Below are 12063 nucleotides of genomic sequence, written 5' to 3'. Positions count from 1 at the left end.
CACATCATGGCTAATCCGTTCAAAGAGCGTCTGCAGCGGGACGAACCCGTCGTCGTCGTCAATCCCGACCATCCGTCTGCGGCGCTGACCGAGTTTCTCGGCCGGCTTGGCGTCGACGGCGTGTTCATCGATTGCGAGCACGGCACAGCCTCGATCCAGACCGTGCAGGACATGTGCCGCGCCGCGCGTGCTGCCGGCCTGCAGTCCATCGTTCGACCCGAGGCCAATCTCGACCATCTGCTCACCCGCTATCTCGACGCCGGTGCCGGTGGCCTGATCGTGCCCCATGTCGACGATGCCGACAGCGCCCGCAGCATCGTTGCCGCCGTGCGCCGCGCCCGGCCGCAGAACCATGACGACACCGTGGTGGTGGCGATGATCGAGTCGCTCGAAGCGGTCGAGAACCTCGACGCCATTGTCGCCGTCGAAGGCATCGACGTGTTCTTCATGGGCCCCAACGACCTGTCGCATTCGATGGGCCTGAACGGCCAGACCCATCATCCCGACGTCAAGCGCCTCGTCCTCGACTGCGCCGCGAGGATCCGCGCCGCCGGCAAGGTGCCGGGTACGCTGGTGACGCGCGACACGGTCGCCACCTTCGTCAGTGGCGGATGCCGCTTTCTCTACGAGCACGCCAACAATTTCCTGATCACCGGAGCCAACGACTTCCGGCACATAATGAAAGAGAGCAACACATGAGCAAGATTGAACGGCTGCGCCAGGGCGAGCGGATGTCGCAGATCGTCATCCACGGCGACACGGTCTATCTCGCCGGCCAGACGGCCACCGATCCGGTACCGTCGGTCGCCGAGCAGACACGGCAGATCCTCGACAAGATCGACACCTATCTCGCCGAAGCCGGCACCGACAAGTCGAAGATCCTGTCGGCCAACATCTGGCTCACAGACGTCGCCACCTTCGAGGAGATGAACGCCGTCTGGGACACCTGGGTCGCCAAGGGCAACACGCCGGCCCGCGCGACCGTCGGCTCGCCGCTGGCACGGCCGAAGAACCTGGTCGAGATCGCCGTCATCGCGGCGCGCTGAGCGCAACGCCAAACCTCAACTGAAAGCCCGGTCCCGACCGGCATGCCTTGCTCGACCCATCGGGCGGGACTGCCGGCCTGCGGCCAGAGAAAGCGGAAGGACTGCCATGTCACGTCAATTGGGAGTGGGCCTCTACGGGGCCGGAAATATTGTCCACGACGGCCATGCGCCGGCCGTTGCGGCTGGTGCCTCCACCAGGCTCGCCGCAGTGTGCGACATCGACGAGGCCCGCGCCAGGACGCTGGCCGAGACCTATGGCGGCGCCAACATCTACACCAGCCTGGACAAGATGCTCGCCGATCCGTCCGTCGACATCATCATCATGGCGACGCCCAACAACCTGCATCGCCGCGATTTCGAGGCCTGCGCTCGCGCCGGCAAGCATGTGCTGTGCGAGAAGCCTCTGGCCGTCACCTATCCCGACGCGCTCGCCATGGCCAGGATCGCCGAGGAGCACAAGATCGTGCTCAAGACCGGCTTCAACCAGCGCTATCTCAACCAGATCCGCATGGCCAAGCTCGCCATCGACGCCGGCCTGATCGGTGAGGTGTTCTCCTTCCGCACCGTGTTCTCGGCCAAGTGGGACAACTGGGTCGACGGCACCAACTTCCGCTGGGATCTCGAGAAGTCGGGCGGGGCCACCACCAACGACAACCTGATCCACCGCTTCGACATGCTCCGCTACCTGCTCGCCGACGATTATGCCGAGGTCGTGGCCGATGTTAGCCACTGCGTCATCCCGCCGGTCGTCGACGACAACGTCCACCTCATGGTGCGCACCAACAAGGGCGCGCGCGGCTCCTTCATCGCCGACCGCTATTCCCCGGTGCTGGGCGACGCCACCGAGCTCTACGGCACCAAGGGCTCGCTGTTCGTCTGGACCAACGCCGGCTCGCCTTTCTTCGACGTGCCGCTCGCCATCAACACTACCGTGCCGATGAATGAGCTGCCGGAAGCGATCCGCAAGGCCGTCTATCCCACAGCTCGTTCCAAGCAGAACCGCCACGCCTGGGACGGCTGGCTGTCGATCTGGCCGCCGCGCAACGAGTGGGACACCTATACCGAGCAGCTCGCCGGCATGGCCGAGGAAATCCTCTCCGGCACCCGCGACGATATCGGCGCCACCGGTTTCGACGGCGCCCGCGCCACCGAACTGGTCCATGCCGCGTACAGCTCGCAGATCGCTCGCTCCTGGGTGTCGCTGCCGCTGGCCGACGACGCGCCCTTCGCATTTCCCGATTTCGAGGGGCAGGCGGGTCGGTCATGATCACGCCCGGCTTCTACAGCACCTTCCTGCACCAGCTGCCCGTCGCCGAGTTGGCGGGCAGGCTGTCGCAGGCTGGATACAAGTCGGTCGAGCTCAATGGCGATCTATGGAGCAACGGCTTCGTGCCGCATGTGACGCCGGCGCTCGACGCGGCCGGTCGGGTCGATGTCGCCCGTGCCATATCGGATGCCGGCATGAGCATCTCGGCATTGAGCGCCTGCCTGCATCTCGCCAAGGAGACGGCCGAGGAACGCCGCGCCGGCATCGACTATCTCAAGGCCTCCGTGGATCTGGCGCGCGACATCGGTGCGCCGATGGTCTGGGTCTTCACCGGCCGCGCCTTCGGCGGCATGGATATTGCCACCGCACGCAAGCATCTGGCCGCAGCACTGGAAGAGGTCTGCGACCACGCCAGGGACCGGGGCGTCAAATTCGGCATCGAGGGCTGCTCGATGCATATCGTCGCCAAGGCCGACGAGTATCTCGACCTGTTCAAGGCGATCCCCGGCTCCGATGTCCGCGTCGCTTTCGATCCGACCCACTTCCAGCTGCGCGGCGAGGATCCGGTCAGGGCGGCGGAGCAGCTGTTCGACCGCATCAGCAACTTCCACGTCAAGGATTCAGTCGGCCTCTATCCCGACTTCAAATGCGTGCCGCTCGGCACTGGTGAGGTCGACCTGAAGGCCGTCACTGAAACCTTGCGGCGGCTCGGTTACGCGGGTTCTGCCTCGGTCGAATATGAATCGCACCTGTTCGGCTGGGAGATCCCAGCTGACGACGTCATCCGCGACAGCCGCGCCTTCCTGCGCGGGCTTGGCATCTGAACGGGAGACGCCGATGTCGCGCTCGCCAATCGGTCCGTTCAAGGAGTTCGACGACTACGACGCGCTCGGCCTTGCCGATCTCGTGCGCCGTCGCGAGGTCAGCTCCCGCGAGCTTGTCGAGACGTCGATCGCCCGCATCGAGGCGCTCGACGGCACGCTCAATGCCGTCGTCATCCGCTGCTTCGAGCAGGCACTCGCCCTTGCCGAGACGACGCCGCCCGCCGGCCCGTTTGCCGGCGTGCCCTATCTCGCCAAGGACCTGCACACCTCCTGGGCCGGCGTTGCCTCGACCAACAGCATCTCGTCCTTTGCCGGCACCGTTTCCCATTCGGATTCGCTGATCACCCAGCGGACCAAGAACGCCGGTTTCATCCTGCTCGGCAAGACCAACGCGCCGGAATGGGGTTGGTCGCTGACCACCGAGTCGCCGATGCACGGCCCTGCGCGCAACCCCTGGGCCTTCGACCGGACACCAGGTGGTTCGAGCGGCGGGGCGGCGGTGGCAGTAGCGGCCGGATATCTTCCACTGGCCGACGCCGGCGACGGCGCCGGTTCCACCCGGGTGCCGGCTGCCATCAACGGGCTTGTCGGTCTTAAGCCGTCGCGCGGCCGCATCTCGCCGGGCCCGGAAGCGGCCGACTTCTGGTTCGGAGGCGGACAGTCCTCATGCGTGTCGAGGTCGGTGCGCGACAGCGCCGCCATGCTCGACGCCTTGCAGGGCGGCTATCCGGGCGAGCCTTATTACATCAGGGAGCGGCCCTCGTTCCTCGACAGCACAACTCCGGCCAACAGGCGCCTGCGCATCGGCTTCAGCCTCAACAATCCGCGCGGCGATGCCAACAGCGCGGTCGTCGACGAGGCCGTCTGTGATGCCGCGCGGCTCTGCGGTGCGTTTGGGCACGAGGTCGAGCCGTTCGATTTCGACTATGATTTCGAAGGCGTGTGGCGCGCCTATACCGGCATGATCCGGGTCCAGACGGCGGCGCAGTTCGACGATCACGCCAGGGCGCGGGGAATTCCCAACAAGCCGTCCGACATGTCGGCGACGATCTGGACAACCATCGAGCGCGGCCGCGCAACGAGCGCCATCCAGCACAGCCGCGACATCGAGGCGATGCGCCGGCATTCCCGCCACATCGCCACGCTGACCTCGCGCTACGATGTGGTCCTGCTGCCGGTCTTGCCGCAGGGCACCCGCCCGCTCGGCTATTACGACATGTCCAAGGACGTCGACGCCTATGACGCCTCGGCGATGGGCGAGGACACGGTCTACATGATGCCGTTCAACGTCTCGGGCCAGCCGGCACTGTCGCTGCCGCTCGGCATGGACCGCTCGGGCCTGCCGCTCGGTGTCCAGCTTGTCGCACCGCCCGCCGGCGAGGCCACGCTGATCGAACTCGCGGCGGCGCTCGAACGGGCACGCCCCTGGTACGACCGGCGCGCGCCCTTCCATGCCGCCAATGGAGCAAGTGGCAGGTTCTGACAGTCAGTGCCGGACGCCGTTCGCCATGTGATGGGCGAACGGCCGGTCGAAATGCGCCGCGCACAACTTGCCAAGGCGTTCGAGATCCTGCTCTTCCAGCGCCTTGACCATCTCGTCATGCTCGGCCAGCGCCGGTTCGACGAGGTTGTCGGCCATCAGGCTCGCGGCATCGATGCTGCGCATGCCGGCATCGCAATCATGGATCGAGCGGGCAATGAATTCGTTGCCGGTCGCCTCGAGCAGCAGGTCGTGGAAGGCACGGTCCTGAACATAAGCCAGCTCGAGATCGCCGACCGAAAGCGCCGAACGGTGGATCTGCCTGGCATGTTCGAGCTTGTTCATCAGCACCGGCGACACCGGCAGGCGGATGCGCTGCACGGCGGCGGCGATCAGAAGTTGGCGCACGTCGTGCAGCTTCACCAAATCGTCGGGCGACAGGTGGCGCACCACCGCGCCACGATAAGGTTCGAGCTTGACCAGCCCGGTGCGTGCCAGCTCCTGCAGCACGGCGCGCGCGACGTGGCGCTTGACGCCGAGGCCGTAGACCAGCTCGTCCTCCATGATCCGCTCCTTGGGCAGGATGCGGCCGAGCACGATGTCGCGTTCGATCTTCTTGGCGACATTGCCGACGATCTCCGACGAGCGTGTTGCGCCCGACTGGCGGGCCCGCGCCCCAAGCGGCTTGAGCAATTCCTCCAGCTTGCGTGCGGTTTCGGCGAGGTCTATCGCCGAGGGCCGGCGACGCATGCGCTCGGCGCGGTGCAGGCGTTCGACCGCATTCTCCGACAACGGCATGGCAGCATCGGCGACGCGCTGCATCTCGTCCATGTCGCCACTGCCATGCAGGATGACGTCGCAGCCCGCTTCCTGTGTCGCGCTGACCTGGGCATCGATCGGATGGGTGCGGCTGATATCGGAGACATCGTCGCTCATCAGCACGCCGTCGAAGCGGATCATGCCACGTATGATCTCGTCGATGACGGTGCGCGAGGCGGTGGCCGGCGCGTCGCGGTCGATGGCGCGGTAGATGACGTGTGCCGCCATGGCGCAGGGCATATCCTGCAGCGAACGGAACGGCACGAAGTCGGCCGACTGCATCTCGTCGAGCGAGGCGTTGACCACCAGCAGCGCCTCGGACTTGTCCTGCCGGGCACGGCCATGGCCGAGAATGTGCTTGATGACTGGCAGCACCCCGCCGGCGAGCAGGCCCTCGCAGGTGGCGCGGCCGAGAATGCTTGCCATCTCCGGCGTGTCGCCCAGCGCCCGGTCGCCGATCACCAGGTCGCCTTTGCCGATCGGCAGGTCGAGCACGGGGGCGATATTGATGTCGATGCCGAGATCGAACAGTTCGGCCGCCACGAGGCGCGCGTTGAGGCGCACGGCGTCGAGCGCGCGCTTGACGTCGGTGCGGGCGATCTGGGCGAACAGCGAGGCCGGCGGCGGCGCGCGCCAGTGCGGCGGCGCCAAGCGGGCGACACGGCCGCCCTCCTGGTCGATCAGCACACGCACGTCGCTGCGGCCGACGCTTTCGCGCAGCTCCGCCACCAATGTGCGAAGCTGCGCCGGGTCGGCGCAATTGCGCTTGTGCAGGATGAAGCCCCAAGGCTGGGCGGCGCGGAAGAAGCTGCGTTCTGCGGCATTCAGGCTGGTGCCCGAACAGCCGAACACCACGGCCTTCGGTTGGGTCCGGTCAATTGTCAGCGGCATGGTCTTCACACTCTTGGCGGACTGCACGAGACCGATTTGTCGCCGCCCGAACCATCAGCTTGGCAGAAAAGCTGCGGACGCGGAAGGGCATGGCGCCGGTGCAGGCGCCGGCCACCAGCCAGTCACGACTGCTCCTGCCGTTGGCGTCCGAACACTACCGTGACGACGATGGCGACAAGTACGATCCAGATCGTCGAGATCACCGCGGCCTGCGGATCAACGCGGTCACGCAGGCCGAGGAACATCACCTTGGTCAACGTCGTGTTGGCGCCGCCACCGACGAACATCGACACGATCACCTCGTCGAGCGACGTCAGGAAGGAAAGCAGAGCGGCCGACAGCAGCGAAAAACGCATCTGCGGGATGACGACTGAAATCATCGTCCGCCACCAGCCGGCGCCGAGGCTGCGCGATGCCTTTTCCTGGGTGAAGTCGAAGCGGGCAAAACCGGCGGACAGGATGACATAGGCGGTCGGAATGGCGATCACCGTATGCCCCAACCACAGGCCCGGGAACGAGCCTACAAGGTGCATGCGCGCCAGCACGAAGAACAGGCCGATGGCAACGAGGATCGGCGGCACCGTGGCCGGCATCAGGAGCACGCCATAGAGCGGCAGTTTTGCCCAGCCGAGCGACCGCGTCGTGGCGTAAGCCGCGGCAAAGGCGATCGGCACGGCGCCCACGGCGGTGACGGTGGCCAGAAGCAGGCTGGTCTTGGTCGCTGGCATCCACAGGTCGGACTGCCAGTACTGCTGCCACCAGCGTAGCGAAAATTCGGTCGGCGGGAACTGCAGCAGTTCGGATGCCGAGAATGACATCGGCACGACGATCAGCGAAGGCGCGAGCAGGAAGGTCGCCACCAGCGCGGTGAACAAGCCGATCGCCAGGCGCAGCGGCCACGAGACATCGAAACCGTCAAACATTGGCAGCTCCTCCCAGGGCCTTGATGCTGCGACGAAGCAGGAACGTGACCAGGAACACCAGCCCGACCGACAGCAGCAGCAGCACGCCGAGCGCGCTTGCCGCCGGCCAGTCGGACAGCACCGAGACGTTCTGCTCGATGCGGGTCGAGATCATCGGCACCCGGCCGCCGCCGAGGATGGCAGGCGTGACGTAGAAGCCGAGACTGAGCACGAACACCAGCACAGCGCCAGCAAAGATGCCGTTGGCGGCCAGTGGCAGGATCACCGCGCGCAGGGTCAGGAACTTGCTGGCGCCGAGGCTCGCCGCGGCACGGATGATGTTGTGGTCGATCTGCTTGATCGCCGCATAGACCGGCAGGATGAACAGCGGCAGCATCACATGGGTCATGCCGACGATGGTGCCGAAGAAATTGTTGATCAGCGGCAAGGGTTCGGAGACCAACCCAATGTCGATCAGGAAGCTGTTGACCAGCCCGTTGCGTTGCAGCAGCACCGAAAGCGCGTAGGTGCGGACCAGAAGGGCCGTCCAGAACGGCAGCATCACCACCAGCAGCAGGATCGAAGCGAGCCGCTGGCCGACGCTGGCCATGACCAGCGCGAACGGCGTGCCCAGCACAACGCAGGTCAGCACCGTCATGCCGCTGACCTGGAACGTCGTCAGCACCGAACGCGTATAGACCGGCGTGCTCAGGATCCTGAGATAGGTGTCGAGCGACACCGTACCATCTGGCCGGGCGATCGAAATCCAGAGCATCGCTGCCAGCGGCACGACGATGGCGATGGTGACGAGCAGCACCGCCGGCAAAGCGAGGCCGAAAAAGCCAATCTGCGCCAGCTTGCGGTCGCGCCTGAGTGCGGCCGAGTTGTCGAAGGCACCGGCCGCTGCCGGCAAGGTCATGGCCGGCGCGCTCATGCGTCGGTCACCGCGATCAGCGCATCGCGCCGTACATGCAGCTTGAGCGGGGCACCTTCGGTCAGCGCCTCGAGGTTGAAATTCGCCGCCTCGGCTGCGGCGATGCGCGCCGAGACGGCACCACCGTTCGCCAGATCGACGGAGATGAGCCAGCTGTCGCCCTGGAACACCGAGCGCGTCAGCACGCCATCCAGTGACACGTTGTCATGGCCGCTGGCATCGGAAAGCGAGAGCCTCTCGGCGCGGATCATCAGCTTGCGGCCCGGCCCGGCGGCATCCCGCGCGGGGGCTGCGAAATTTTCCACGGCATCGAGTTCGAGAATGTTGGCCTCGCCGAGGAACTCGGCGACGAAACGCGAGGTAGGCCGGTGGTACAGCGAAGCCGGCGTGCCGAGCTGGCGGATGACGCCGTCGCGCATCACGGCGATACGGTCCGACATCGTCAGCGCCTCGCGCTGGTCGTGGGTGACGTAGACGGTGGTCAGCCCGAGCCGGTCATGCAGCTTGCGGATTTCGTACTGCATCTGCTCGCGCAGGTTCTTGTCGAGCGCCGACAGCGGCTCGTCCATCAGCATCAGCCGGGGTTCGAACACCACGGCGCGAGCCAGCGCCACACGCTGCTTCTGCCCGCCCGACAGCGTTGCGATGTCACGCTCGGCCATGCTGGCGAGATCGACGATGTCGAGCGCCTTCCGGGCACGCTCGGAAGCCTCTGCGCGGCCGATGCCGCGGACGCGCAGGGGAAACATGACGTTGGCCACAACGTTCATGTGTGGAAACAGGGCGTAGTTCTGGAACACCACGCCGATGCCGCGCTTGTTGGCGGGCAGGCGGACAAGGTCGCGTCCATCGACGGAGATCTGTCCGCGATCCGGCCTGACGAACCCGGCAAGCGCCATCAGTAGCGTGGTCTTGCCGGAGCCCGACGGGCCGAGAATGCTCAGGAACTCGCCGCGCCCGACGTCGAGGCCGACGTCGTTGAGGGCGCGGAAGGATCCGTAGGCTTTCGAAAGATTGCGGATTTCGATGAACGCTGCACTTGTCATGTCGTTTGAGCCGACCCGTTCCTGCCGCGCTCAGCGCGACATCATTTCCTGGAAGCCGAGCTGGGCTTCGCCGACATGTTCGACCCACCATTCGTTGCGTTGGGCAAGCTGGTGCGCGGCGTTGTCGGGATAGGTCGGCAGCTTCTTCGAGACGTCGTCCGGGATGAGGCCGGTCTCATAGGCACGCTTGTTGGCAGCACCATATTTCACCCCGACCGAGAACTTCGCCTGGGCGTCCGGCTTGGACATCTCGTTGATCATCTTCATCGCTTCGGCGGCATGCGGGGCTCCGACTGGAACCGCCCAGCAATCCATGCTCATGACGCCTTGGTTGAAGGTGTAGTCGATCGCAGCACCGTCCTTTTTGGCGGCTTCGAAACGGGCGTTCCAGCCCACCGACATGTCCACTTCCTTGTCCTTCATCAACTGCGCGTGCTGGGCACCCGAATTCCACCACACCGCGATGTGCGGACGCAACTGCTCGATCTTGTCGAGCGCGCGCTGCATGCCGCCTTCCGATCCCAGCACCTCGTAGACCTTTTCCATCGGCACGCCGTCGGCGAGCAGCGCGATCTCGAGCTGCGCCTCGGCGTCGTTGCGCATGGCGCGGCGGCCGGGGAACTTCTCGACGTCCCAGAAGTCGGCCCAAGTCTGTGGCGCCTTGTCCTTGTAGGCGTCGGTGTTCCAGGCCATGACCCAGGAGAAGATCAGCGCAGAGATGCAATACTTCTGCGCTGTGCCCTCGATGAAGTCCTTGGAGTCGATGACGCTGTAGTCGAGCGGCATGAACAGGCCTTCGCGGCCGCCCTTTTCAGCCTGGAAGGCGTTGGTCTGGACGAGGTCGAAGGTCACCGCATTGGCCGCCGCCTGCAGCTTCACCGAGGCATAGGCGTCGTTGATGGTTTCCTCGCGCACGGTGTTGCCGAGCGTCTTGGCAGCCGGTCCCCACAGGGTCTCGCGGCCGACCTCCTGGATCACGCCGCCGCCGACGGCGACGGTCACCTCAGCCGCCTGGGCGGCCTGGCCTGCAATGCCCCACGCAGCAAGCAGCGCACAGGCTGAAAGAGAGTTCCTCACATTTTTCCGGATCATGGCAATTCCCCACGGGGCTGGTTTTCGTCCAGCGGTTTTATTTTCCCTGAACAGCACTGGAAGGCTTGGTTTGCCCGGTGTTCAGCGCCCTTGGCTGTGTCGCCAGGGCCAGGTCCAGAATTACCGTAGGGCATGTTGGGCAGGTATCCGCGATTTATCGATTGGCTTATCGATAATTTTGTTCTCGCTATTTCCCAAGTCCGAGAAGCCGCATCCGCACGGAGCGCCGACAGCGGTGTGACCAAGCGGCGGCGGCCGGGCACGACCTGAAAAAGCTCGCTACCCGACATAGCTGAGACGCGCGCGCACTGAAACAGCGAAGGCCTGCCGGGAGGGGGTCGCGGCAGGCCCCGCTGATAGAGCGAAAAGTGGTTCTGGATCTTCGCTCCACCACCTCAACCCGCTGGGCCGCCCAGAGTTCCTCCCCATGAGCAAATGGCGCCGGTAGCTGAGGCCCGTGGGAGACGACTGGAACACCTCGCTCGAAGTTCTGGGCATCACGCGGAGCAAGGGACGATGTCTTGCCCTCGGCTACAGCCCGAATTCACCATTCGTTAACCCAATCCTTGCTCAGCGCATAATTTTAGTGCTCACTAATGTTGATGGGGGATTTCTGGGAACGGCGGGGATTGCGTACAATGACGTATCGGGAAGTACAGGAACAGCTGCGGCTGGTTGGAATTCTCATGAGCAAGAGGGGCGGGAGCCATCGGGTCAACCATTTCGGTGGCGGCCCGGAGACTGCATACATCACGCCAGACCTCGACGAGGCCCTCCGTGCCGGCCTGTCCATGGCCAGACCAAAACATCTGCCCAAGAACTGGTGCATGCTGCGCTAGCAGGAAAGGCCCGCCGTATCGTCCGGGAATGGCGCCTGTTCACTGCCTCGGGACAAGGCCATAGAGCAGATAGTCGAGGCCTTTGCGGAAGGTGCCGTCCCAATCGCTGTCCAGCAGCAAGCGGGAGCGTTCGATCGTCGGGTAGTGTTCGCTTAGGCCGGTGAGGCGTTGCTGTGCTGCGGCCTTGTCTTCGTCCGACAGCTCGAAGCTCGCCCGGGTGATGGTCGAGCCCATCACGTGGTTCCACAGCGACCAGATCGCGACGTTCAGATCCGCATCCGCCACGCCGGCCCTGGACAAGGCCCTGGCGAGCAGTTCCAGGCGGCCGAGGATGTTCGGCCCTAGTGCCCGGCGCGGCAAAAGCGATGCCGACCAGGGATGGCGCAGCATGCTGGCGCGCCAGTCCTCGAGCACATGGAGGGCGTCTTCGCGCCAGTCCTGGGGCTTGGCCATTTCGGGCGACGCGCGGTATTCGAGCACCTTGTCGAGCGCGAGGTCGAAGACGTCCTCCTTGTTGTCGACATGCCAGTAGAGGCTCATCACGCCCGAGCCGAGGCGGTCGGCCAGCCGGCGCATCGTCAACCCGTCGATGCCCTGGCTGTCCAGCAACTCCACCGCGGTCGCCACGATCCGCTCCAGCGATAGTGCCGGCTCGCTGCGCGGCTCCCGCGCCGCCAATGTCTTGACCTGAGACCGCTTCTTGCCGCTGCGCTTGACTGCCATTCAATTTCCTCGCCGCCGCCGTGACTTTGAAGTCCGCCTCATCGCCGCTATCTGTGTTTCGGGCGAAAGTCGAAATAGAAACGACATTGCAATCAATAAGTTACCAGTACCCCGACGCTGAAATTCGCACCCGCCTGATGTCGAACCCCAGGCGATTTTCCAGAATCGAACCGCTGGCCGGGGCCTCGATTTTGGCAGGC

Annotated in this window: 12 protein-coding genes; 6 read left to right on the top strand and 6 right to left on the bottom strand. The window is 65.1% G+C overall.

Going from position 1 to position 12063, the window contains the following annotated elements; genetic code table 11:
• Positions 1-6 precede the first annotated feature (6 nt).
• From ACSQ3E_RS15975 to ACSQ3E_RS15955, 5 genes are all read left to right on the top strand, one after another.
• Entirely contained in the window at positions 7-699 is a 693-nt protein-coding gene (locus ACSQ3E_RS15975) for an HpcH/HpaI aldolase family protein (protein WP_436123454.1), read from the top strand.
• On the top strand, positions 696-1046 hold the full coding sequence (locus tag ACSQ3E_RS15970; protein WP_310319964.1) for a RidA family protein: 351 nt from the start codon (positions 696-698) through the stop codon (positions 1044-1046). The genes ACSQ3E_RS15975 and ACSQ3E_RS15970 overlap by 4 nt, the downstream gene beginning before the upstream one ends.
• Positions 1047-1152: 106 nt before the next feature.
• Positions 1153-2313, top strand: coding sequence for a Gfo/Idh/MocA family protein (locus ACSQ3E_RS15965; RefSeq protein ID WP_436123453.1), 1161 nt, complete (start codon positions 1153-1155; stop codon positions 2311-2313).
• Positions 2310-3137, top strand: a complete 828-nt coding sequence (locus tag ACSQ3E_RS15960; RefSeq protein ID WP_310319961.1) for a sugar phosphate isomerase/epimerase family protein — start codon at positions 2310-2312, stop codon at positions 3135-3137. The genes ACSQ3E_RS15965 and ACSQ3E_RS15960 overlap by 4 nt, the downstream gene beginning before the upstream one ends.
• Positions 3138-3150: 13 nt before the next feature.
• Positions 3151-4620 (top strand): amidase, encoded by a 1470-nt coding sequence (locus tag ACSQ3E_RS15955; protein ID WP_436123452.1) that lies wholly within the window; start codon positions 3151-3153, stop codon positions 4618-4620.
• A 3-nt stretch (positions 4621-4623) separates the two neighbouring features.
• On the opposite strand, the gene ACSQ3E_RS15950 is transcribed toward ACSQ3E_RS15955, so the two are convergent.
• The 5 genes from ACSQ3E_RS15950 to ACSQ3E_RS15930 all read right to left on the bottom strand — a co-directional run bounded on the left by ACSQ3E_RS15950 (position 4624) and on the right by ACSQ3E_RS15930 (position 10301).
• Positions 4624-6327, bottom strand: coding sequence for a glycoside hydrolase family 3 N-terminal domain-containing protein (locus ACSQ3E_RS15950; RefSeq protein ID WP_436123451.1), 1704 nt, complete (start codon positions 6325-6327; stop codon positions 4624-4626).
• Positions 6328-6449: 122 nt separating this feature from the next.
• Positions 6450-7250 (bottom strand): ABC transporter permease, encoded by an 801-nt coding sequence (locus ACSQ3E_RS15945; RefSeq protein WP_436123450.1) that lies wholly within the window; start codon positions 7248-7250, stop codon positions 6450-6452.
• Entirely contained in the window at positions 7243-8163 is a 921-nt protein-coding gene (locus tag ACSQ3E_RS15940) for an ABC transporter permease (RefSeq protein WP_436123449.1), read from the bottom strand. The genes ACSQ3E_RS15945 and ACSQ3E_RS15940 overlap by 8 nt, the downstream gene beginning before the upstream one ends.
• Positions 8160-9209 carry an ABC transporter ATP-binding protein gene (locus tag ACSQ3E_RS15935; RefSeq protein WP_436123448.1) on the bottom strand — a complete coding sequence of 350 codons (1050 nt, stop codon included), beginning with the start codon at positions 9207-9209 and terminating at the stop codon, positions 8160-8162. Before ACSQ3E_RS15935 ends, ACSQ3E_RS15940 begins: the two co-directional genes overlap by 4 nt.
• Positions 9210-9239: 30 nt before the next feature.
• Complete coding sequence (locus ACSQ3E_RS15930; RefSeq protein ID WP_436123447.1) at positions 9240-10301, bottom strand: ABC transporter substrate-binding protein; 1062 nt, start codon at positions 10299-10301, stop codon at positions 9240-9242.
• A gap of 686 nt (positions 10302-10987) precedes the next feature.
• Between ACSQ3E_RS15930 and ACSQ3E_RS15925 the strand changes: the two genes are divergently transcribed.
• Complete coding sequence (locus ACSQ3E_RS15925) at positions 10988-11140, top strand: hypothetical protein (protein ID WP_310319940.1); 153 nt, start codon at positions 10988-10990, stop codon at positions 11138-11140.
• A 39-nt stretch (positions 11141-11179) separates the two neighbouring features.
• Here the strand turns inward: ACSQ3E_RS15925 and ACSQ3E_RS15920 are convergent, their stop codons facing one another.
• Entirely contained in the window at positions 11180-11863 is a 684-nt protein-coding gene (locus ACSQ3E_RS15920) for a TetR/AcrR family transcriptional regulator (RefSeq protein ID WP_436123446.1), read from the bottom strand.
• Positions 11864-12063: the final 200 nt, after the last annotated feature.

Origin of the sequence: Aminobacter sp. LjRoot7, from assembly GCF_964252895.1 — a bacterium.
GTDB classification, from domain to species: domain Bacteria; phylum Pseudomonadota; class Alphaproteobacteria; order Rhizobiales; family Rhizobiaceae; genus Aminobacter; species Aminobacter aminovorans_B.
The sequence above is the reverse complement of the archived record's forward strand: the minus strand, read 5'-3'. Positions and strand labels throughout refer to the sequence as shown.

Coding starts and splice junctions, on each gene's coding strand:
- ACSQ3E_RS15940 (WP_436123449.1), bottom strand. CDS start 8,163: ATGAGCGCGCCGGCCATGACCTTGCCGGCAGCGGCCGGTGCCTTCGAC.
- ACSQ3E_RS15920 (WP_436123446.1), bottom strand. CDS start 11,863: ATGGCAGTCAAGCGCAGCGGCAAGAAGCGGTCTCAGGTCAAGACATTG.
- ACSQ3E_RS15945 (WP_436123450.1), bottom strand. CDS start 7,250: ATGTTTGACGGTTTCGATGTCTCGTGGCCGCTGCGCCTGGCGATCGGC.
- ACSQ3E_RS15925 (WP_310319940.1), top strand. CDS start 10,988: ATGAGCAAGAGGGGCGGGAGCCATCGGGTCAACCATTTCGGTGGCGGC.
- ACSQ3E_RS15930 (WP_436123447.1), bottom strand. CDS start 10,301: ATGATCCGGAAAAATGTGAGGAACTCTCTTTCAGCCTGTGCGCTGCTT.
- ACSQ3E_RS15955 (WP_436123452.1), top strand. CDS start 3,151: ATGTCGCGCTCGCCAATCGGTCCGTTCAAGGAGTTCGACGACTACGAC.
- ACSQ3E_RS15935 (WP_436123448.1), bottom strand. CDS start 9,209: ATGACAAGTGCAGCGTTCATCGAAATCCGCAATCTTTCGAAAGCCTAC.
- ACSQ3E_RS15975 (WP_436123454.1), top strand. CDS start 7: ATGGCTAATCCGTTCAAAGAGCGTCTGCAGCGGGACGAACCCGTCGTC.
- ACSQ3E_RS15950 (WP_436123451.1), bottom strand. CDS start 6,327: ATGCCGCTGACAATTGACCGGACCCAACCGAAGGCCGTGGTGTTCGGC.
- ACSQ3E_RS15970 (WP_310319964.1), top strand. CDS start 696: ATGAGCAAGATTGAACGGCTGCGCCAGGGCGAGCGGATGTCGCAGATC.
- ACSQ3E_RS15965 (WP_436123453.1), top strand. CDS start 1,153: ATGTCACGTCAATTGGGAGTGGGCCTCTACGGGGCCGGAAATATTGTC.
- ACSQ3E_RS15960 (WP_310319961.1), top strand. CDS start 2,310: ATGATCACGCCCGGCTTCTACAGCACCTTCCTGCACCAGCTGCCCGTC.